The organism is Micromonospora luteifusca (assembly GCF_016907275.1).
Taxonomy (GTDB): domain Bacteria; phylum Actinomycetota; class Actinomycetes; order Mycobacteriales; family Micromonosporaceae; genus Micromonospora; species Micromonospora luteifusca.
This window is the reverse complement of the sequence record NZ_JAFBBP010000001.1, coordinates 5,205,901-5,226,712: the sequence shown is the minus strand read 5'-3', so window position 1 is coordinate 5,226,712 and position 20,812 is coordinate 5,205,901. Positions and strand designations below refer to the sequence as shown.

Annotated in this window: 17 protein-coding genes and 1 riboswitch; of the genes, 10 read left to right on the top strand and 7 right to left on the bottom strand. The window is 71.8% G+C overall.

From position 1 onward, the window contains the following. Positions 1–93: 93 nt before the first annotated feature. Positions 94–639, top strand: a complete 546-nt coding sequence (locus JOD64_RS23905) for a DinB family protein (RefSeq protein WP_239559628.1) — start codon at positions 94–96, stop codon at positions 637–639. Between the two features lie 87 nt (positions 640–726). On the opposite strand, the gene JOD64_RS23900 is transcribed toward JOD64_RS23905, so the two are convergent. From JOD64_RS23900 to JOD64_RS23890, 3 genes are all read right to left on the bottom strand, one after another. Further along, positions 727–2,787, bottom strand: a complete 2,061-nt coding sequence (locus JOD64_RS23900) for an amylo-alpha-1,6-glucosidase (RefSeq protein ID WP_204944267.1) — start codon at positions 2,785–2,787, stop codon at positions 727–729. Next, the gene (locus JOD64_RS23895; protein ID WP_204944265.1) at positions 2,784–3,209 is read right to left on the bottom strand and encodes an SCP2 sterol-binding domain-containing protein; all 426 of its coding nucleotides are present in this window, start codon (positions 3,207–3,209) and stop codon (positions 2,784–2,786) included. The genes JOD64_RS23900 and JOD64_RS23895 overlap by 4 nt, the downstream gene beginning before the upstream one ends. Before the next feature lie 125 nt (positions 3,210–3,334). Next, positions 3,335–3,844, bottom strand: coding sequence for a mycothiol transferase (locus JOD64_RS23890; protein WP_204944264.1), 510 nt, complete (start codon positions 3,842–3,844; stop codon positions 3,335–3,337). Positions 3,845–3,922: 78 nt separating this feature from the next. On the opposite strand from JOD64_RS23890, the gene JOD64_RS23885 reads away from it, so the two are divergent. Then, positions 3,923–4,438, top strand: coding sequence for a 2'-5' RNA ligase family protein (locus JOD64_RS23885; RefSeq protein ID WP_204944263.1), 516 nt, complete (start codon positions 3,923–3,925; stop codon positions 4,436–4,438). 222 nt (positions 4,439–4,660) lie between these two features. Continuing rightward, positions 4,661–4,846 carry a hypothetical protein gene (locus JOD64_RS23880; RefSeq protein WP_204944262.1) on the top strand — a complete coding sequence of 62 codons (186 nt, stop codon included), beginning with the start codon at positions 4,661–4,663 and terminating at the stop codon, positions 4,844–4,846. 18 nt (positions 4,847–4,864) lie between these two features. On the opposite strand, the gene corA is transcribed toward JOD64_RS23880, so the two are convergent. Continuing rightward, positions 4,865–5,992 (bottom strand): magnesium/cobalt transporter CorA, encoded by a 1,128-nt coding sequence (corA, locus tag JOD64_RS23875; RefSeq protein WP_204944260.1) that lies wholly within the window; start codon positions 5,990–5,992, stop codon positions 4,865–4,867. A 186-nt stretch (positions 5,993–6,178) separates the two neighbouring features. On the opposite strand from corA, the gene JOD64_RS23870 reads away from it, so the two are divergent. The 4 genes from JOD64_RS23870 (at position 6,179) to JOD64_RS23855 (ending at position 11,055) form a co-directional block, all read left to right on the top strand. Then, a complete protein-coding gene (locus tag JOD64_RS23870; RefSeq protein ID WP_204944258.1) occupies positions 6,179–8,119 on the top strand; it encodes an APC family permease in 1,941 nt (646 codons plus the stop codon). 87 nt (positions 8,120–8,206) lie between these two features. Then, a riboswitch (SAM riboswitch) is annotated at positions 8,207–8,318 on the top strand. 278 nt (positions 8,319–8,596) lie between these two features. Beyond that, positions 8,597–9,478, top strand: a complete 882-nt coding sequence (locus JOD64_RS23865; RefSeq protein WP_204944256.1) for an ABC transporter substrate-binding protein — start codon at positions 8,597–8,599, stop codon at positions 9,476–9,478. 42 nt (positions 9,479–9,520) lie between these two features. Next, positions 9,521–10,315: an amino acid ABC transporter permease gene (locus JOD64_RS23860; protein WP_204944255.1), complete on the top strand. Its 795-nt coding sequence runs from the start codon at positions 9,521–9,523 to the stop codon at positions 10,313–10,315. Further along, positions 10,312–11,055, top strand: a complete 744-nt coding sequence (locus tag JOD64_RS23855; protein ID WP_204944254.1) for an amino acid ABC transporter ATP-binding protein — start codon at positions 10,312–10,314, stop codon at positions 11,053–11,055. Before JOD64_RS23860 ends, JOD64_RS23855 begins: the two co-directional genes overlap by 4 nt. A 5-nt stretch (positions 11,056–11,060) precedes the next feature. On the opposite strand, the gene JOD64_RS23850 is transcribed toward JOD64_RS23855, so the two are convergent. Continuing rightward, positions 11,061–12,635, bottom strand: coding sequence for a Na+/H+ antiporter (locus tag JOD64_RS23850; RefSeq protein ID WP_204944252.1), 1,575 nt, complete (start codon positions 12,633–12,635; stop codon positions 11,061–11,063). Positions 12,636–13,103: 468 nt separating this feature from the next. On the opposite strand from JOD64_RS23850, the gene JOD64_RS23845 reads away from it, so the two are divergent. After that, positions 13,104–13,553 carry a hypothetical protein gene (locus JOD64_RS23845; protein WP_204944251.1) on the top strand — a complete coding sequence of 150 codons (450 nt, stop codon included), beginning with the start codon at positions 13,104–13,106 and terminating at the stop codon, positions 13,551–13,553. Further along, entirely contained in the window at positions 13,550–13,945 is a 396-nt protein-coding gene (locus JOD64_RS23840; protein ID WP_204944249.1) for a hypothetical protein, read from the top strand. The genes JOD64_RS23845 and JOD64_RS23840 overlap by 4 nt, the downstream gene beginning before the upstream one ends. Before the next feature lie 80 nt (positions 13,946–14,025). Here JOD64_RS23840 and JOD64_RS23835 read toward each other — a convergent pair whose 3' ends face one another. Next, on the bottom strand, positions 14,026–17,403 hold the full coding sequence (locus tag JOD64_RS23835) for an ATP-binding protein (RefSeq protein ID WP_204944247.1): 3,378 nt from the start codon (positions 17,401–17,403) through the stop codon (positions 14,026–14,028). Positions 17,404–17,556: 153 nt separating this feature from the next. Between JOD64_RS23835 and JOD64_RS23830 the strand changes: the two genes are divergently transcribed. Further along, complete coding sequence (locus JOD64_RS23830) at positions 17,557–18,435, top strand: alpha/beta fold hydrolase (RefSeq protein WP_204944246.1); 879 nt, start codon at positions 17,557–17,559, stop codon at positions 18,433–18,435. Between the two features lie 41 nt (positions 18,436–18,476). Here JOD64_RS23830 and JOD64_RS23825 read toward each other — a convergent pair whose 3' ends face one another. Further along, positions 18,477–20,651 carry a hypothetical protein gene (locus JOD64_RS23825; protein WP_204944245.1) on the bottom strand — a complete coding sequence of 725 codons (2,175 nt, stop codon included), beginning with the start codon at positions 20,649–20,651 and terminating at the stop codon, positions 18,477–18,479. Positions 20,652–20,812: the final 161 nt, after the last annotated feature.

Below are 20,812 nucleotides of genomic sequence, written 5' to 3'. Positions count from 1 at the left end.
CCGCCACGGGCGTGGATCGGCAACCGCTGGGGCCCCACGCCGCCCTCGTGTCGCGCCCGAAAGTGTCGGTGCCTCGTCCTACGGTGGCGCGCGATGGACATCGAGGGTTCGGTCGACAACGAGAAGGGTGACACCATGCCCAGCACTGAGCAGCTCACCGGCGAGCGGGCTGACCTGCTGCAGACGCTCCGCCGGCACCGGGGTTTCCTCCTGCAGACCGTCGACGGTCTCACCGACGAGCAGGCGGCCGCCTGCAGCACCGTCAGTGAGCTCTGCCTCGGCGGCCTCATCAAGCACGTGGCCGGCACCGAGCACCGGTGGATGCTCTTCGCCCAGGGCGGTGCGGAGGCGATGCAGCGCGAGCCCATCGACTGGGTCGGTCAGTTCCGGATGGCGCCGGGTGAGACCCTCAGCGGTCTCATCGAGCGGTTCCACGAGGTGGCCGACCAGACAGACGAGCTGGTCGCGACTCTCGACCTGGACGCGGCACACCCGCTGCCGCAGGCGCCCTGGTTCGAGCCGGGTGCGAGTTGGACGGTCCGCCGGGTGCTGCTGCACCTGATCGCCGAGACGTCCCAGCACGCCGGGCACGCCGACATCCTGCGGGAGTCGATCGACGGCGCGAGGACGATGGGCTGAACCCGGCCGGCAGACCTCCACCGGCCAGCGCAGGTGCCAACCCGGGCCGCCGGAGCGCGGGTGATCGACCGGCGGCACCGGGTGCGCTCACTTGACCCTGGGCCGGTGGGGGCTGGCGGTGCGGTCCCTCGCGTAGGCGTCGGCGTGACCCCAGCGACCAGGGATGTCCAACAGCTCCAGCCGGCCGAAGCCCCCGGGCACGGCCGGATTCACCAACAGGTTGTCGCCGGTAGGCCGCAGCCCCAGCGTGGTGCCCAGCAGCATCAGCAGCGCCCCCGACGACCACGACTGAGGGCGACCCGCCGACGGCAACTGGACGGGATACTTCGTCACGCTGCGGTCGTAGCCGGCGATCACCTCCGGCACTGCCCCACGAAGCGTCTGCGCCAGGTCGAAGATGCCGGCCGCGATCCTTGCCGCCTGCACGTCGAAACGGTAGTGGCGCAACCCGGCGGCGATCAGAGCGTTGTCCGACGGCCACACCCCACCCAGATGGGAGCCCACCGGGTTGTACACGCGCTGCCCGGTGGCGAAGGTACGCACTCCCCAGCCACTGAACAACCGCGACCCGACCAGGTGCTCGGCCACCGCTTCCGCACGGTCGTCCGCGACGATGCCGCTCCACAGCAGATGCCCGATGTTGGATGACAAAGCGTCGACCGGCTCGCCGTACGGGTCGAGCGCCAGCGCGTAGTAATCCCGCTGGGGCAGCCAGAAGTCCCGGTTGAAGCGGTCCTTCAACGCTGCCGCTTCCCGCTCCAACCGGTCGGCGTACGCGGGGTCGCCCCAGAACTCCCGGGCCAGCCGAGCGCCACGCCGTTTCGCGTCGTACGCGTAGCCCTGCAACTCGCAGGTGGCGCGGGGAAAGGCGGGCTGCCGGCCGTGTGCGTCGACGATCGCGTCCGCGGAGTCCTTCCAGCACTGGTTGATCGCGCCGCCACGCTCGTTCCGGCGCTGGTAGCGCACGTAACCGTCACCGGTCAGGTCGCCGTACTCGTCGATCCAGTCCAGGGCCATCCGGGCCGGGTGGCGCAGCTCCCGGACCAGGTCGGCGTCACCGGACCAACGCTCGTACTCGTCGAGCAGGACGACGAAGAGGGGGGTGGTGTCGGCCGCGCCGTAGTACAGCGCGGTCGGCCGTTCGCCGAACGCGGCCGACTCGCCGTAGCGGAGTTGGGCCAGGATCTTGCCTGGCTCCTCGTCGTGCTCGTCGTCGAGCTGACCGCCCTGCAACAGCGCCAGCGTCCGCAGCGTCGCGGGGGCCAACTCGGGCGTGAAGGCCATCGTCTGCAGGCAGGTGATGATGCTGTCCCGTCCGCACAACGCCATCGCCCACGGCAGGCCACCGACCGGTACCCGCTCGCTGTACGCCAGCGGCTCGTACCGCAGCGCCGCCAGGTCGGCAAGGCTGCCCCGGTACGTCTCCTCCAGCCCGCCCCGCTCGGCCACCAGATGCGGTGCCCGGTCCAGCCAGTCCGCGAGGTCCTCGTTCATGGTCCCGCGGACGGCCCGCTGGTGCGACTGCAGGCCGGCGCGCAGGTCCTGGCCGGCCTCACCCTGGATGGTCATGGAGACGTGCAGGTCGGTCGTCCACGATCCTCCGGGGTCGAGGTGGATCCGGAACGTCATCCCGCCCTCGTCCACCTCGACCGGAGCGGTGCTCTGCACAGTGGTTTCGCGCGCGAACCGCTCCCGCTCGTAGCGCAGTACGAGGCGGTTGCTCGAGGGGTCGACGGCGACCTGGACCTCTCGCTCTCTGAGCTGCCCGACCTCGACGATGTCGGCGAAGTCGCTCGCCATCTCCATCCGTACGGTGAACTCGGCGGGCTGCGACGCGTGGTTGAGCACGGTGATCTTCTCGTGGAAACAGTCATGGACCGAGCGGTGCCGGATGATCGACACATCGGCGTCGACGTAGTGGCTCGCCGCACCCGGGACCAGGAAGAACCGGGTCTCGAAGTACGTCATGTCGTCGCGGGAGAGCGCGTTGATCCGTTCGCCGTCGATCTTGAGCACCCAGTGGGACAGGAAACGGGTGTCGAACGCGAAGAGGCCGACCGGCGCCTGCGGATCGAGCTCGATGTCGCCCTCGGCGTCGCTGATCGCGAAGACGTTGCCGGCGATGACGTGCACCAGTTCCTGCCTCATGGCCGCTCATCCCGACCGGTCGACCCGGCCGGACCGGCTGAACCGGCCCGACCGGCCACCGCGGCCCGTCCCAGCTCGCGCGGATGACGGGCGCCGCTCGGCCCGGGAAAGATCCGCCGCAGCAGCGTCAGCAGGCGCAGGTCGCCCCGTACGACCAGCACGTTGCTCAGCAGCGCCTGAGCCAGGTGCAGCTCGCCGCTGGCCATCCGGTCGAAGGTCGTCCGGTCCGCGCCGACCACCAGGTCGGCGTCGTCCGCGCTACGGGTGGCCCGGACCTGCTGGTCGGCGATGGTCAGGTACCAGTGGTCGGTGCAGCCGTCGCCGCGCAAGTCCAGCCGCAGCGTCCCGGCGGTGGTTTCCGGCAGATCGGATCGCCGGCCGGCGTCCAACTGTTGCAGGTACTGCGCCGCCGTCGTGCCCATCAGGTGTCCCCTCCCCACGCTTCTTCGGAAGGATCACCCACACCGGGGTGAGGCCGGTTCACCCGAAACGGGTGAGGACCGAAATCAGCAGGGCGTTCGACGTGGGCCGTCTGCTCGGCGGGAGCTCAGGCGGCCTCGATCAGGCCGCGCACGTAGGCTGCCTGACCGACGTGCTGCAGGTCGTCCTCGGCGACGCTGACCAGCCGGACGCCGAGGGTGACCGGCGGATCCCACGCCTCGTCGACCACCCGGTCCAGGTCCGCCGGGCGCAGCCGGGCCAGGAACGATCCGGTACGCGAGGCGACCGCCTCGTAGTAGTCGATCAGAGCCTGCGCGCTCTCCGGTTGGACGGCTCTGACCTGGGCGGCCGAGTGACCGAAGCCGGTGTCGTCCGGGTCGGCGGTGAGCCCGAACCGGCCCGCCCAGTCGCCGCTCACCCAGAGCTGTTCGGTGTCGAGCAGGTCGGCGACGTGATCGTCCTGGACTCTGGTCAGGTGCCAGACGAGCCAGCCGATCGAGTTGGCGCCCGGGCCGGGGGCCTGGCGCAACTGCTCGGGAGTCAGCCCGTCCACCGCCGCGCGAACGAGGTCGGGCAGTCGGTCGTAGGTCTCGGTCAGCAGGTCACCAACGTCCACGGACACACCTTCCTGGTCGGCCTTTGACCCAGTACCGCCGGCAGGGACCGACCAAACCTCGACCGATACGGTAATCGCGTGGTCGCGGCGTTGGAGCTGTATCTGGACCCGGACGCCACCCGACGGATCCGGGTGCTCTGGGAAGCGCTGGAGGCCGAGGGTGTGCAGAGCATGCGGTCGCTGTGGGAGCAGCGCCACCGGCCGCACGTCTCGCTCGCGGTGGCACCCCGGTTCAACCCGGAGCAGGTCGCTGAGGCGCTACGCGGGATGGTCGTGGCCGCCCCACTGGGACTCGACTTCCAGCACGCCGGTCAGTTCGTCGGTCGGGTGCTCTGGCTCGGCCCGGCGCCCACACCGGAGCTGCTGACCCACCAACGCATGGTGTACGAACGGCTCACCGCCGCCGGCATCGGATTGGCCGAGCACTACCAGCCCGGTCGCTGGGTGCCGCACTGCACGCTCTCCATGCGGGTGCCGAACGCGCTGATGGCCGCCGCGGTGCGGCGGTGTCTCGAGGTGTTGCCGCTGACCGCGACCGTGGTCGGCGCGGCACTCACCGACCACGCCCGCGACATCGCCCACCCGTTGCCCTGAGGAAGAGCATCGCCGGGGCCAGCTCGCAGTCCTGGCAAAATGTCCGGATTGGCAGGCGACAGTCGGGAAACCGAAAACAAGCGGTGCTGATGCGGCCCGGCGTGGGATGGTTCGACATGGATGCCGTACCGGTGGTGACCTGCCCGAGCGCGGGTGGCCCGGCCGGCGGCGCGGGCGCACCCCGTGCCGCTGAGGCGGCTTCGACGAGAAGGGGCATTGCCTATGCAGGCTCAGCGCAGGCCACCGCGCGCGGAGCGGAGCCAGACCCGGGACGACCGGACCGGCGGAGGGATGACCGGGGCGGCCACGCCGCTGACGATCTGGGCCGCCGCCGTACTGCTCGGCCGGATCAGTGCCGGTGACGACGACGTCGAGGACGAACGGCACATCCTGCGTGGCATCGAATGAGATCGCCGCAGGCCCGGTTCACAACCAGCCGCGCCGCTTGAAGATCAGGTAGAGGGTTCCGCAGACCAGCAACATCAGCAGCAGCGCGAACAGGTAGCCGAAGCGCCAGTTCAACTCCGGCATGTGAATGAAGTTCATCCCGTACACCGTGCCGATGAGCGTGGGAGCGAACAGGATCGCCGCCCAGGACGAGACCTTCTTCAACTCCTCGTTCTGCGCGTAACTTGCCGCGGTGAGGCTGCGCATCTCCTCGTTCTGCTGCTGCGAGACGAGGGTGGCGTTGACGGTGAGGATGTTCTGCAGCAGGTGCCGGAAACCGTCCACCCGCTCCACCACCTGGGTCAGGTGGTCGGTCACGTCGCGCAGGTAGCGGCGCAGTTCCTCGTCGCTGCTGGCGCTGCCGGCGCCATCGGCCAGCGCGTCGAGCACGCTGAGCAGTGGGCGGGCGGCCCGTTGGAACTGGATGACCTCCCGGCTGAGGCCGTAGATGCGCCGACTGGCGTTCGGGTCGCCGCCGAACACCTGCGTCTCGATCTCGTCGATGTCGTTCTCCAGCCCGGCCACCACCGGCGCGTACCCGTCGACGACCTGGTCGAGGATCGCGTACAGGACCGCCTGCGGACCCCGGGCGAGCATCTGCGCCTCGGTCTCCATCCGCCGCCGCACCGCAGCCAGGTCCGGTGCCTCACCGTGTCGAACGGTGACCACGAAACCCGGCCCGATGAAGAGGTGCAGTTCGGAGAACTCGACCTCCTCCCGCAGGTCGTCGTAGCTGGCGGCACGCAGCACCACGAACAGGGTGTGGCCGTACCGTTCCAGCTTGGGTCGCTGGTGGGCGTTGATCGCGTCCTCGACCGCCAGGTCGTGTAGCCGAAACTCCCGGGCCAGCGAGGTGATCTGGCCGATGTCCGGCCGGTACAACCCGATCCAGGCCATTGCGCTGTCCTGCTCCTGCAGGCAGCGGTACGTCTCCGCGAGGCCGGACGGCGAGGCGAACCGGTGCCCTTGGACGTAGACGGCGCTGTCCACCAGACCACCGGGTGTTTCGAGCGACTCCACGGGTGGCGGCTCGCCGACCCTCGTCTCGTACTCGTCCAGTTGACGACCGAAACCACCACCCGGGCGGGAGCGACGGCCACCGACCATGCCCTGTCCCCTCCCCCGGTGACGTCCGGTCGGGCGCGATCCCGCCAACCGGGGGCGCTGTTTCCCCCGTGTCTTCGGCCCGAAACCCGACCAGGCGCCGGGCGAGTTCCGAGCACCGGCGGACGGGCGCGGCCGGACGGGCGGATACTCACGGTGACCGTGGGCGGGACGACGGGGGACGCGCCGATGGAGGTCAACAGGCGCGCCGGCCGGCTGCGGCGGTGGTTGCTCGACGCCGGCTCGGACCAGGTCGTGCAGCACCCTGGGCCACACGGGCGTCCGCCGGAGCGCCGGCACCACCCGTGGTGGAAGGTGATGTGCCTGACCGGCGTCGACTACTTCTCCACGCTGGGCTACCAGCCGGGCATCGCGGCGCTGGCCGCCGGGGCGCTGTCGCCGGTGGCGACCCTGGTGCTGGTGCTGGTGACACTGCTGGGTGCACTGCCGGTCTACCGACGGGTGGCGGTGGAGAGCCCACACGGTGAGGGCTCGATCGCGATGCTGGTACGCCTGTTGAGCTACTGGCCGGGCAAGCTGCTGGTACTGGTGCTGCTCGGTTTCGCGGCCACCGACTTCATCATCACCATCACCCTGTCGGCCGCCGACGCGACCGCGCACCTCGACGAGAACCCGTTCTGGCCGAGCGGGCTCAAGGGGCACGAGGTGCTGCTCACGCTGCTGCTGCTGACACTGCTGGGCGCGGTGTTCCTCAAGGGATTCGGCGAGGCCATCGGGATCGCCGTCGTCCTGGTCGCGGTGTACCTGGCGCTGAACGCGGTGGTGATGGCCGATGCGCTGTGGCGGGTGGTGACGCACCCGAGTGCGGTCGCGGACTGGACCACCACGCTGACCACCGGCCACGGCGATCCCTGGATGGTGGTCGGGTTGTCGCTGCTGGTCTTCCCGAAACTGGCGTTGGGTCTGTCCGGCTTCGAGACCGGGGTGGCGGTCATGCCGAACGTCCGAGGTGACCCACAGGACTCCGAGGCTCGACCGCTGGGCCGGATTCGCGGCGCGCGCCGGCTACTCACCACCGCCGCGGTGATCATGAGCGCCTTCCTGATCACCAGCAGCGTGACGACCACCGTGCTGATCCCTGCGGAGGATTTCCAGCCGGGCGGACCGGCGAACGGCCGGGCGCTGGCCTACCTGGCGCACGAGCACCTCGGGGAGGTGTTCGGCACCGTCTACGACCTGTCCACCATCGGGATCCTGTGGTTCGCGGGGGCGTCGGCGATGGCCGGTCTGCTCAACCTCGTACCTCGCTACCTGCCCCGCTACGGCATGGCACCGACCTGGGCGCGGGCCGTCCGGCCGCTGGTGCTGGTCTTCACCGCGGTGGCGTTTCTGATCACGGTCGTCTTCGAGGCCAGCGTGGACGCGCAGGGCGGCGCGTACGCCACGGGTGTCCTGGTATTGATCACTTCGGCGGCGACCGCGGTGACGCTCGCGGCGGTGCGACGGCGTCAGCGCGGCCGCACCTTCTCGTTCGGAGCCATCGCGGTGATCTTCGTCTACACCACCCTGGCGAACGTGGTGGAACGCCCCGACGGTGTCAAGATCGCGGCCTGTTTCATCGGCGGGATCATCGTGGTCTCGCTGCTCTCCCGGCTGTCCCGGGCCTTCGAGCTGCGGGTCGACCACGTCGAACTGGACCCCGTCGCGACCCGGATGATCGACGAGCGTGCCGGACGGCGAATCCGGCTCATCGCCCATGATCCCGACCGCCGGGACGTGGCCGAGTACCGCGCCAAGCTGGAACAGACCATGGCGGACAACGACTTTCCCGACGACAGCGACGTCATCTTCGTCGAGGTCCACGTCAGCGACCCGTCGGACTTCGAGACCGAACTGCTGGTCCGTGGCAGCGTGGCGGACGACGCCTTCCCGGTGCTCAGCCTGACCAGTTCCTCGGTGCCCAACGCGCTCGCCGCGCTGCTGCTGGAGATCCGCGACCGGAGCCGGCGACGCCCACACATCTACTTCGAGTGGAGCGAGGGCGGCCCGGGTCGCAACATCCTGCGCTACCTGGCGTTCGGGCAGGGTGCGACCGCCTCGGTCACCCGCGAGATCCTGCGCCGCCAGGACCCCGACCGACGCCGCCGCCCGCACGTGCACGCCGGCTGACCTGTGGGCGGGGCATCCCGTCGCACACCGTGAGCGTGGTCATAACGACTGGACGATCCACCCGGGCGTGCTGCTAGCCTCGCCGCAGGTCATGAGTGCCAGCGCGAAGCCCCGGCTCGCTGGCCGGCAACCCTCCTCCGCGGTGGGGTGCCCCGGGTGAAGACCAGGCACCGGCACGACGCCGGTGCAAGCGTGGCCTGGCACCCAGGTCAGCACAGACCCGGGAGAACCATGAGCATCATCCTCAGCAGCGCCCCATCGACCGACGTCGCGGATGTCCGCGCCGGTTGGCCCTCGCCGGCACTGACCCGGCGACGGCACGTGGACATGATGCGAATGTGCGGCGCCGCCTGTCGTCGCGGCATCACGCACTAGCGCACTCACCTTCCCGAGCCCTTCCCAGCGGTACGCCCATCGGGCGCACCGTCGGCGGCGCACGCCTGTGCACGCCGAGACGCGACCTTTTCGGAGACACCCGTGCGATTTCTTCCTACCCTGACCCGCGCCGCCGCCCTGGGCGCGGCCACGATCCTGGCCGCGACCACGCTCACCGCCTGCGGCAACGACAGCTCGTCCGACGCCACCGCCAACCCGTACGGCCTGGCGCAGCCGGGCGTGCTGCGGGCCGGCACGCTGACCGACGCCCCGCCGAACGTCTACCTCAAGGACGGTAAGTTCACCGGTTTCGACAACGACCTGCTGACCGCCGTGGCCAGCAGGCTCGGCCTCAAGGTCGAGTTCGTCGGCACCGACTTCTCCGCCCTTCTCTCCCAGGTCAACAACCACAAGTTCGACGTTGGCAGCTCCTCGATCACCATCACCGAGGCACGTAAGAAGACCGTCGACTTCGGCAACGGCTACGACTTCGGCTACTTCGGCCTGGACGTCCCGGCCGGCTCCCCGATCACCGGCTTCGACCAGCTCGCCGGCAAGCGGGTCGTGGTGGTGCAGGGCACCGTCCAGGACGACTACGCCACCGGCGAGCAGCTCGACCCGGTGCGGGTGCCGGACTACAACGGCGCGATCAACCAGCTCAAGGCCGGCACCGCCGACGCGTGGATCGCCCCGGCCGAGATCGGCGAGAAGTCGGCCGCCGAGAGCAACGGCAAGATCAGCGTTGCGGCCAAGCAGCTCAGCCCGGCACCGACCGCGTACGCCGTCGCCAAGGGCGGCGACAAGCTGCGCGAGGCACTGAACAAGGGCCTCGACGAGGTCATCGCGGACGGCACCTGGAGCCGGTTGCAGGCGCAGTACTACCCCGGCCGGCCGATCCCGGCGGACTTCACGCCGGGCAGCGGCACGGTGACGGCCCCGTCCGCGGCAGCCACGCCGTCGGCGTCCGCGTCGACCGCTTCCTGAGTACCCGGTGACGAGCGAGCAGGGCGGTAGGAGAGGCGACCGATGGATCCGTTGAGCACTCTGTGGGAGACCTTCTTCGACATCGACGCCATGCGCGAGGCGCTGCCCGAGATGCTGACCGTCGGGTTGCCCAACACGCTGATCCTGGCGGTCTCCGCCGCCCTGCTCGGCTCGGTGCTGGGCCTGTTGCTGGCCGTCGCCGGCATCTCCCGCAGCCGCTGGCTGCGCTGGCCGGCGCGGGTCTACACCGACGTGTTCCGAGGGCTTCCGGCCGCGGCGACGATCCTGCTGATCGGCGTCGGGCTGGCCCCGCTGGGCATGCAGGTCTGGGGGCCGGACCCGTACCCGTTGGGAATCCTGGCGTTGTCGCTCATCGCGGCCGCGTACATCGGGGAGATCTTCCGCTCCGGCATCCAGTCGGTGGAGGCCGCCCAGTTGGAGGGCGCCCGTGCTCTCGGCTTCTCCTGGGCCGACGCGATGCGGCTGGTGATCATTCCGCAGGGCATCCGGCGAGTGCTGCCGGCGTGGGTGAACCAGCTCATCGCCCTGATCAAGGACTCCAGCCTGGTCTACTTCCTCGGCCTGGTGGCCAGCCAGCGGGAGCTGTTCCGGATCGGGCAGGACTACGCGGCCACCACCGGCAACGAGTCCGCGCTGCTGCTGGCCGGGCTCTGCTACCTGGTGCTGACCGTCCCGCTGACGCACGTCGTCAACTGGATCGACCGGCGGCTGCGCAACGGCCGACCGGCCACCACCGCGCCAGACGAGGACGAGGACGAGGACCAGGACGAGACCGCGCCGGCGCTGCCCGCCGCGACGGAAGGAGACCGGCGATGACCACCGCGACGACCACCTCGGTCAGCCTCGACGTACGCGACGTGCACCTCGCCTTCGGGCCGAACCGGGTGCTGCGCGGTGTCGACCTCACCGTGCCGCGCGGGGCGACGGCCTGTGTGATCGGTCCGTCCGGGTCGGGCAAGTCCACACTGCTGCGCACCATCAATCGCCTCATCGAGCCGGACCGCGGCGACGTCCTGCTGGACGGGCGCAGCGTGCTGGGCGACGACCCGGACGCGCTGCGGCAGCGGGTGGGCATGGTCTTCCAACAGTTCAATCTCTTCCCGCACATGAGTGTGCTGCGCAACGTCACCCTCGCGCTGCGCCGGCTCCGCAAGCTCGGCGAGGACGAGGCGGAGGCGGTCGCCCGGGCTCAACTGGAGCTGGTGGGGTTGGCAGCCAAGGCCGACGCACGGCCGGCGCAACTCTCCGGCGGTCAGCAGCAGCGCGTGGCGATCGCCCGGGCGCTGGCGCTGCGGCCCGAGGTGATGCTCTTCGACGAGGCCACCTCGGCACTCGACCCGGAGTTGGTCAAAGGCGTGCTCGGGGTGATGGCCGACCTGTCCGCCGCGGGCATGACCATGGTGGTGGTCACCCACGAGATGGGCTTCGCCCGGCAGGTCGCCGACACCGTCGCCTTCATGGACCGGGGTGTCGTGCTGGAGGCCGGGCCGCCCGCGGCGATCTTCGAACGGGCCGAGCACCCCCGGCTGCGCCGGTTCCTCGCCCAGGTGCTCTGAACTCGTCAGTCGTTGGGTTCGCGTCCCAGCAGCCGGATCTCCTCGTTGTCCAGCGACGTTTGGAGCTCCTGCAGCACGAGGTCGTCGATCTCCCGGCTGTCGCGCAGGCGGGTGATCTCCCGCCGCTTGTGCGCGAGGACACCGAGGCGCAGCCGGCGTTCCAGACGACGTTCCTCGGCGGTGTCCCCCCCGCTCTCGTTGACGTCCTCCAGGTGTCGTTGGTACTCGGCCTGAAGCCGGCGCACCGCCTCCTCCCGGGCACCGACCTCGGCGGCGACCTGGGGCAGGGCGGCCAGGCCCACCTCGGTGGCCCGTCGCCGGGCGTTGCGGGCCTCGTCGACGCGTTCGGGGTCGCCGACCAACCCCGCCCAGCGCACCACCTTCGGCAGGGTGGTGCCCTGCAGCAGCATGATCAGCACGATGACCAGCGCGGTGACGAAGATGATCAGGTCGCGTTCGACCACCGGTTGACCGGCGACCGTCGTCGCCGGGACGGCCAACGCGGCGGCCAGCGACACCGCACCCCGGAAACCGGACCAGCCGGCGACGGTCCCCACCCGCCAGCCGGACGGCCCCTGACCCTCGATCACCATCCGGCGGCGCCGCAACCTCGCCGACAGCGTGGTCAGATAGATGAAGAGCAGCCGCGTGGCCAGGACCACCACGGTGACCGCGAGCACGATCACCAGCGCCCGTCGGGGCGAGGCGCTGGTGATGCCCCGCACCGCGCGGGGTATCTGCGTGCCGAGCAGCACGAACAGCCCACCGTTGATCAGGAACGTGGTCAGGTCCCAGAACGCGTACGCCAGCACCCGCGACCGGGCGCGGATCACCCGTGGTCCGGCGTAGGCGAGCATGAGCCCGGCGACCACCACCGCCAGCACACCGCTGGCGTGCACCGAGTCGGCGAGCAGGAAGGCCCCGAACGGTGTCAGCACACTCAGCGCGCCCTCGCGCAGCGGATCGTCGAGCCGCTTACGGATCAACACCACGGCGGCCCCCACCAGCAGACCGGCGAGCACGCCGCCGACGCTGGCCCCGACGAACTCCTCGCTGACCCCCAGCACGCCCGGCTCCGCGCCCCCGGCGAGCAGACCCACCGCCACCGCGAAGATCACCAGGGCGGTGCCGTCGTTGATCAGGCTTTCCGCGTGCAGGGTGGTGAGCAGCTTGCGGGGCAACCGTTTGGCGAGCCCGGTGACCGCTGCGGCGTCGGTCGGCGCGAGGACCGCGCCGAGCACCCAGGCGGCGGCGGGGTTCACCCCGAACGCCTGGGCGGTGAACGACACCGTGACCATGGTGAGCACCACCAACACCACGGCGAGCAGCCCGATCACCGGCAGGTTGGCCCGGATCTCACGCAGGCTGATGGTGAGGCTCTCCCGGTACAGGATCGCCGGCAGGAAGATCAGCAGCACCAGGTCCGGTTCCAGGGTCACCTCGGACAGTGGCGGCGCGAACCCGAGCAGCACCCCGAACGCGATGAGCAGGACCGGCGGCGCGACCCGGTACCGGCCGCCGAGAGTGGTACCGACCAGGACGGTGGCGCCCAGCACCACGATCAGGACGAGCACCTCCACGACGCGTACCCCCTCGATCGTTGGCCGACGGCGGACGCGCCGGTGGTTCCATCTGACCGCACCCGCCGGCCGGTTCGACCCGAAACCGTCCTCACCACCTCACCGATCGGCGACCCGACGCCACCAGTCACCCTCGGTAAAATTTCTGACACCCACCGTCACCGAGATGACAGTGCGGCCCGGTCGCCGCGCTCCCCTCGGCCCGGCGCGCAGAGGCCGGGCCAAAATGGGCTCTGACCTGCGGTAATGCGACTTACACCAGGTGGACGACAACCGGTCATCGGTGATACACAGGCAGATATCGGCAGCCAACGACGGCGAGTCGCTTCACCTCCTCGCCTTACGACCGTTCACCCGCAACGCACCTTCGGGCTTCGCCGTACGGACCGCAGCTCCTGGTCGCGACCCACCAGGCGGCACTGGCCCACCGGCCGCTGCTGGACGACGGTCCTCGATCAGGGAGTCGCCGTGGGACACCTGCGTATTCGATCCCGGCACCAGCCGCACGAGGTCGCTGTCCTGGCCGCGGCAGCCGTCTGCGGCGTTCTGATGATGACCCTCGACGTCCGGCCGCTCTCCGTTCAGACGTCGATGCCGGTGCCCATCCAGGTCGCCTGGGAACTGGGGCTGATCGCGGTGGGCCTGGGCGGGCTGCTGGGCATCCTGTGGCCCGGCCGACTCTCCACCGGGCTCGGGCTGGAACTCGCGTCGGTGCTGGTGCTCGGCACGATCACCGGCATGTACGCGGGAGCCCTGGTGGTCATGTCGGGCCAACAATCCATCGCCGCGACGTCGTTCGTCGCCGCGGTGACGGTCGGATCGCTCTGGCGAGCCGGGCAGATAGCCGTCGATCTGCGCCGCCTGGCCCGGGCTTATGAAGCGGTGAGCTGTGTACAACTAGAGGCAGGTGTCACGTGATCAACTCCCCGCCGCCCGCGGCACCGCACTGGGTGCAGGTGACGCTCAGCGTGCTCGGCATCCTCGGCGGAAGCACCGGCCTGGCCGCGATAGCAACGGTCATCGTGCAGCGGGGCAAGTTCAAGGCCGACGCCGCCGACACCCTCACCGATGTCGCTCTCACCCTGGTGCAGCCGTTGCAGACTCGGGTCACCGAGTTGGAGGGCGAGGCGCTCAGCGCACGATCCGAGCTGGGCACGCTCCGCGAGCACGTCAACCAGTTGCAGTTCGTGGTCCGGGTGCTCACCCGGACGTTGGACCGCTGGCGAGCCGCGATCCGTGCGCCCGACGCCACCCTGCGCAAGGTCCGCGCCATGGTGGCGGAGACTGACCGTTCGTCCGCGGACCCCTGAACCGCATCGAGTCCTCGCACTGAGGCCCCTCCGTCAGAAGGCCTCGGCGAGCAGGAAGGCGCCGAACGGTGTCAGCACACTCAGCGCGCCCTCGCGCGGGCCCGGGCGGTGACCGCGCGGGCCGTACGACGGTGCCGGGCCGCGTCTTCGTCGCGCCCCAGCGCGAAGGCCAGGTCGGCGAGGTGCCCGGCCACCGGTCCGACGGTGAGCACTCCGCTCCCGGCCGCCAGTTCCTCGGCAGCCGGCAGCAACTCGACGTAGACCCGTTCCATCGTGACCCGGTCGCCGAGGGCGCGCGCCGCGCGGCCGACGACGCAGAGCCGCACCTCCCGCAGCAGATCGTGCGGCCCATCCGGAACAGCCCGCAGGGCGGCTGCGGCCGCGTCCCGGTCGCCGGCGCCGAGCAGCAGCAACGGCCGGACCCACGGCTCGTGCGGACCCCAGTCCAGGCCGGCCCAGTCGGCACCGCTGGGCGGCCCGAGGATCGGTCGGCCCGCATCGCCCAGCCCGGGGGCCCGCCGGTCGCCGCCAGCGGTCTCGGCCAGTCGCAGGCCGAGCAGGGCGAGCGGGAGCAGCCCGCGGGTCAGCCCCGGCATGCCGTCAGCGGGCAGTCGGTCGGCGGCCGTCCGGTACGCGTCCGCCGCCGCGGCCGACTCGCCGTCCAGCGCCAGGCGCAGCGCGGCGTACCACCGGGTGAAGACACCGACCAACGGCAGCTCGTACCGTTCGGCGAGGCGGTCGGCGGCGCGGGCGTGCGCGCCGGCGCCGGACCGGTCGGCCAGCGCGCAGTTGGCCTGGACCAGGACGAGGTGCCCGAGCACCTCGAAGGTCACCAGTTCGTGTCGGGCGGCCAGGTCGACCAGTTCGGCGCCGATCCGGGCCCGCGCACCGGCCAGACCGACCCGCTGAAAGGCGTGCATGAAGCGGGCGTTGAGCGCGAAGGCCAGCAGCCCGGGGTCGCCGACGGTCCGGGCGATCGTCTCGGCCTCGTCCGCCGCACGGCGACCGCGATCGGTGGTGGTGCCGCGCAGCTCCAGCGCAAGGGTGCTCAACAGCCGGCTGCGCTGCGCCGAGCCGGTCGAGCCGAGAGCGGTCAGCGCCTGCTCGACGGCTCGGACGATGTGCCCGGAGAGCAGGTCGTCGTCGTTGCGCGTCCAGATGGCGGGTACGTCGAAGCCCGCCAACACCTCCTCGATCAGTAGGGGATCACCGACGGTTTCGGCGGCGGCGATCGCCTCGGCCCGCCGCCGCCGCGCCTCGGCCAACCGGCCCGTGACGGCCAGCGCGCGTCCCAGCCCGAGCAACGCGGTCAACCGCTCGCGCTGCGCGACCCCACCGGCGCGGTCGTACGCGTCGAGCGCCTGGCCCCACAGGCGGGCCGCCTCGTGCGGATTTCCACCGCGTTCGGCCTGGTCGGCAGCCGTGCGGGCGTACGCCCCGGCGCGACCGGCAGCGACCGGGCCGTCGGCGCGGAGCAGGTGGTGTGCGAGGGCAGCGGGTTCGACGGGTTCCCGGTGTCGCAGCACCTCCGCGACGGCCGCGTGCCAGGCGGCGCGGCGCGGGGCGGACAGGTCGGCGTAGAGCGTGTCGCGGACCAGGATGTGGGTGAAGCGCAGCCGCCCGTCGGTCTCCCGTTCGCTGAGGAACCCGGCCTGCAGGGCGCGGTCCACGGCGTCCAGCACCGCGGAAGGATCACCGGCCAGCGCGCTGAGCACCTCCGGGTCGAGGTCGCGGCCGAGCACGGCTGCCTGCCGGAGCACGGTGCGGGTCGACGCGGGCAGCTGGGCCAACCGGTGCCGGATCACGTCGCGTACCCCGGGCGGTACCGCGGCCAGGGCCGCCTCGCCCTCGTCCGCGTACAACTGGGCCAGTTCGCGGACGAAGAACGGGTTGCCGCCGCTGCGGTGGTGGATCAACTGGGCGGTGGCCGGGTCCAGTTCCGCCCCGACGACAGCGCGGGCCAACTCGCCGGTCGCCGGTGCGGGCAGGCCGGCGAGATACTCCCGGGTCGGCTCCAGCCGGGCGGCGCGGGCCAGGGTGGCGGTCAGCTCCGGGCTGATCTCGGTGGCCCGGTAGGTGCCGAGGACCAACACCGGCCCGGTGGTCGACTGTGGGCCGGTGAGCAGGGCGGTCAACAGGTCCAGGGTGTCGCCGTCGGCGCGGTGCAGGTCGTCGAGGACCAGGAGCACCGGCCCCCGGTCGGCGACCGCCGAGACCAGCGACACCACCGCGCGCTGCCGGCGGAACCGCGCCCCGGCCGGGTCGCCCGGGCTGTCGACCGACCCGGCGGGCTCAACGGCTCCGGCGGGCTCAGGGGCTCCGGCCGACCCGGCGGCTCCGACCGGCCCGGCGAGCGCGTCGGTGACCTGGGTCCACGGCCACGCCGCCGGGGCACCCTCGTACTCCGGGCTGCGTCCCCACGCCGTGGTCCAACCCTCGGAGGCGAGCCGCTGGGTCAGGGCTTCCGCCAACGCGGTCTTGCCGGCGCCCGGATCACCGCTGAGCAGCGCCAGGGTGGGCTGGTGGCGTTGGGTGGCGGCCTCGGCGGCCCGCCGCAGCCGATTCAGCTCGGCATCGCGGCCGACGAACGAACGCTGCCGGACCGGACCCGGGCCGACGGGTCGGGCAGGTCGCGTGCCGCTGGTGGTGGCGGCGCCGTCGGGGGGTGGGGTGAGGTGCGGTGCCTGGGCCAGGATGTCGGCTTCGAGCCGCCGCAGCTCGGGCCCCGGATCCACGCCCAACTCGGTCACCAGGACATCCCGGGCCGCACGCAGTGCGGCCAGCGCGTCACCCTGCCGGCCGGAGCGGTACCGGGCCACCGCGAGCAGCCGCCAGGCATCCTCGCGCAGCGGATGGCGGGCGAGGTGGGCCGGCAGGTCGGCGGCGGCCTCGTCCGGCCGACCCAACGCCAACAGCGCCTCCGCCCGCCGCTCGACGGCGAGCATCCGCAGCTCATCCAGTCGGTTGATCTCCGCGACCGCCCAGGCCTCGTTCGCGCAGTCGGCGTACGCGGGGCCGCGCCAGAGCCCCAGTGCCGCATCGAGCGCGGCCAGGGCCGGCGCGGGTCGTCCCGCAGCCAGCAGGCGACCGGTCTCGCCGACGGCCGCCTCGAACTGGCCGGCGTCCACCGCGTCCGATGCGGCTCGCAGCACGTACCCGGGTGGCTCGGTGACCAGGATCCGGGGCGGCTGCCGGGGCGGTCGATCAGGTTCCAGTGCCCGGCGCAGGTCGGCGACGAAGGTCCGGATCGCGCCCACCGCCCCGTCCGGCGCGACCTCCCACAGGTCGTAAACGAGGCGATCCACCGGCACCATCCGGCCGTGCGCGATCAACAGCCGGGCCAGCACCAGGCGCTGTCGGTGCCCCTTGAGCGCGACCGGGCCGCGCTCGGTGGTGGCGGTCACCGGCCCGAGCACACCGAACGTCACCGCGTCAGGTGCCGTTGGCTGCCTGGTCATGGCACCAATCTAGGGGGATCGGCGCGGGCGACGGCGACCTGCCCGCACTGATTCGACACTGACCATCTGCTGATCACCGCCGGGCAGGCTCGACGACGTACGGCGGCGAGGGGCCACTGCCCCAGCCGGCCCTGCTCACCAGGAAGGTTCCCCGTGGACCCCAAGATCAACGGTTTCGACTACCGGCGCGTCACCGTCGCCGACGGTGTGACGCTCAACGCGGCCGTGGGCGGTTCCGGCCCAGCTCTCGTGCTGCTGCACGGCTTTCCGCAGACCCACCTCATGTGGCGGCACGTCGCGGCCGACCTGGCCGCCGACCACACGGTGATCTGCCCCGACCTGCGCGGCTACGGCGACAGCGACAAGCCGGTCGACGCCGACGGCACCGGATACGCCAAGCGCACCATGGCCGCCGACGTCGTGGCGCTGGCCGGCGCGCTCGGCCACGAACGATTCGCGTTGGCCGGGCACGACCGGGGTGCCCTGGTCGCGTTCCGCGCCGGTCTCGACCATCCGGAGGCGATCAGCCAGCTCGCCCTGCTCGACGTGCTGCCGACCCTGGACATGTGGGACGTGCTCCACGGCGCCACCGCGGCGGTCGCGTTCCACCTGTACCTGATGGCGCAGCCGCCCGGCCTGCCCGAGGAGCTGATCGGCGCCAGCCCGGACGCCTTCTTCGGTCACTTCCTGGACGTCTGGACCCGCGATCCGGAGGCCCTCCCGGCGGACGTGCGGTCCGCGTACCTGCGCGCTTCCCGGAACGCGGTCACGTCCATCGTCGCCGACTACCGGGCGTCGGCCGGGATCGACGTCGCCCACGACACCGCTGACCGGGCCGCCGGCAACCACCTGCGGATGCCGGTGACCGTGCTCCAGCAGGACTGGGGCGCCGCCCTCGGCTACGACGCGGCGGGGCTGTGGCGGTCGTGGGCGCCGGACCTGACGCACCGGACCGTCACCTGCGGGCACTTCATGGCCGAGGAGGCGCCGGCCGAGGTGGTCCGGGAGTTGCGCGCCCTGCTCACCCGCTGATCGACGGCCCTGCCAGGGTCCGGGCGGTGGTGACCGAGCGCTCAGCCGCCGTCGGTGTCGAGGAGTCGTCCGGCGAGTTCACGCACCGCCGCCCGGAACTGGGGGTCGGACTCGCCCGGATGGTGCCCCCGCACCGGCGGCGGACGGCGCTCCATCGGCGACGTGAGCAGGTCCTGCGGGTCCCGCAACCGCCGGTCGACCCGACTGGCCGGATCGGCGGGGTCCGGGGGCGGATCGCCGGGCCGGTTCGCGGCGAAGATCCAGCCGCCGATCGGATCGGTGTCCCGCCACAGGTTGAGCCACCGCCACTCGACCCGCTCCCCCACCTTGCGCAGCACGTCCTCGTTCAGATAGGCCGGGAAGAGCCGGGCGTACAGGCGATCCAGCGGCGACCCGTAGGTGAGCAGCGCGACGCGCTGGCGTACCCGCGGGGGCAGCCGCAGCACCGCCAGGGCCAGCAGCACCGAGCCGTGGCTGTGCCCACAGAGCAACACCCCGCGGTGTCGTTCGGTCAGCTGGGTGATCCGGTCGGCCAGCTCCGGCACCGCGCGGTCCGCGTAGCTCGGGGGTGCGAACGGGTGCGCGGCCCGGGGCCAGAACGTGCCCAGGTCCCACAGGATGCCGACGTGCCGGCGGAACCACGCCGTCCGGTAGGCGAACACCCCACCCAGGAGCAGCGCCAGGACCACCAGGGCGACGAGGGTGCTGCCCATGGTCAGCCCCATGTCGACGGACCCGGCCGGGAGCCCGAAGAACCGCCGCACCACCTGGGCCGGGGACAGGTCGAACAGCCTCAGCAGACTGACGGCCAGACCGATCAGCGCGAGCGCCGCGTACGTGACGGCGAGCAGTCCCAACCACTCGGCGAACCGGGCACGGGCGACCGCCTTCGTCACCTGCCGCAGCCGCCCAACGGCTGCTGGCGTCACCGCCGGGAAGTCGCGGTCGGTGATCGCCGCCGCCGCTCGCCACCGGCGCCGGCTCGACAGGAGGGTCAGCGCGGCGCACAGCACCACCCCTGCCGCCGCATGCAGGAAGAACGCCAGGATCGTCCACTGGTACGGCACCGGCGGCCCGGCGTCGCCCCGGTAGCCGCCGAGCAGGTCCCCACTCTGATAGACGAGGTCGGCGGAGAACGCACCGGCCAGGCCGACCGCGATGGCCGCGACCACCGCCGCGCCCAGACCCCGCGGGAGCGCGTTACGGCGCTCCCCCCGGCCGTGATGCCACAGCACCAGGCCACTCAGCGCCACCAGCAGCGTCATCTGGCTCAGCAGTGCCCAGTTGGTGACGCCGTCGTAGCCGGGCAGCCCTTCGGATGACGGCCAGGCGCGCTCGTCCAGGGCGACGGTGAGAAGGGTGGCGGCACTCAGGGCGACGGCCACCGCGGCCACGATACTGGCGGCCCGGGTGACCGTCGGCTTGGCCGCCGCCCGGTCCAGCATGCCGGGGACCGAGAGCAGGCCGGCGCAGACCAACAGCACCGCCGCGTTGAGCGCCAGCAGCACGGCCGTCCACGCCGTCGCACCGCCGGCGGTACGGGCCGTGAGCAGCGTCAGGCTGAGCACGGCGAACGCGGCGGCGACGTGGATCGCCCGCAGCCGTCCCACCATTGGCTCGACGGCCCACAGCGGGTTGCCCGCCGGGCGGGGTCGCCGCGTGCCCAGCAACCGGAGGAAGCCGATGGCGGCGATCGGCAGCAGAGCCAGCACCGCCAGCCGCAGCCCGACCTGCCGTCCGTCGAGCCCCGCCACCGTGTCGAAGGGTGCGCGGCACGGGAGCACGCCGAGACACCGCCAGGCGAGCAGGTCGAGTGCCACCCCGGCGATGGACACCACGTACAACACGGTGAGGTTGAGCGCGATGAGCCGGCACAGCACGGTGACCCCGGCACCACTGCGACGGCTGGTCGGCCGCATCCAGACCGCCACGTTGCTGAGCATGAACGGCAACAGGAAAACCAGCGAGAGCGTCCGGGCCACGGTGCCCGAGGGCAGGTCACCCCACCGGTACGCCTCCAGCGTCAGCCCGTCCGGCGCGGTGGCGTCCGACCCGACCGGGCGATGGAAGCCGCCGCTGCGGTCACCCGAGACCTGCGTGACGTGCGCCCGGCCGAGGATCTTCTCCGGTCGCGCCCCCGACACGCCGTGCACCCGCAACTCCACGATGTCGTGCTGTCCCGCCCGCTCGCGGTGCGGCGGTGAACCGTCATCCATCGGTCCGCCGAGCCGGTCGCCCCGCAAGCCCGTTCGCCATCGCCACCCTTCCCCGGCCCGCAGCGGCCACCGCCGCCCAAGTCGTACCACCTGGGCGACCGGTGCCGGGCGGGTTCCGCCAGGCCCGACGGTCGGGGTCGGGGAGCGGTGGTGCGGCCCTC

Excerpts from the sequence above, each read along its gene's own strand:
- JOD64_RS23905 (WP_239559628.1), top strand. The coding sequence starts at position 94 with ATGGACATCGAGGGTTCGGTCGACAACGAGAAGGGTGACACCATGCCC.
- JOD64_RS23900 (WP_204944267.1), bottom strand. The coding sequence starts at position 2,787 with ATGAGGCAGGAACTGGTGCACGTCATCGCCGGCAACGTCTTCGCGATC.
- JOD64_RS23895 (WP_204944265.1), bottom strand. The coding sequence starts at position 3,209 with ATGGGCACGACGGCGGCGCAGTACCTGCAACAGTTGGACGCCGGCCGG.
- JOD64_RS23880 (WP_204944262.1), top strand. The coding sequence starts at position 4,661 with ATGCAGGCTCAGCGCAGGCCACCGCGCGCGGAGCGGAGCCAGACCCGG.
- corA (WP_204944260.1), bottom strand. The coding sequence starts at position 5,992 with ATGGTCGGTGGCCGTCGCTCCCGCCCGGGTGGTGGTTTCGGTCGTCAA.
- JOD64_RS23870 (WP_204944258.1), top strand. The coding sequence starts at position 6,179 with ATGGAGGTCAACAGGCGCGCCGGCCGGCTGCGGCGGTGGTTGCTCGAC.
- JOD64_RS23860 (WP_204944255.1), top strand. The coding sequence starts at position 9,521 with ATGGATCCGTTGAGCACTCTGTGGGAGACCTTCTTCGACATCGACGCC.
- JOD64_RS23855 (WP_204944254.1), top strand. The coding sequence starts at position 10,312 with ATGACCACCGCGACGACCACCTCGGTCAGCCTCGACGTACGCGACGTG.
- JOD64_RS23835 (WP_204944247.1), bottom strand. The coding sequence starts at position 17,403 with ATGACCAGGCAGCCAACGGCACCTGACGCGGTGACGTTCGGTGTGCTC.
- JOD64_RS23825 (WP_204944245.1), bottom strand. The coding sequence starts at position 20,651 with ATGGATGACGGTTCACCGCCGCACCGCGAGCGGGCGGGACAGCACGAC.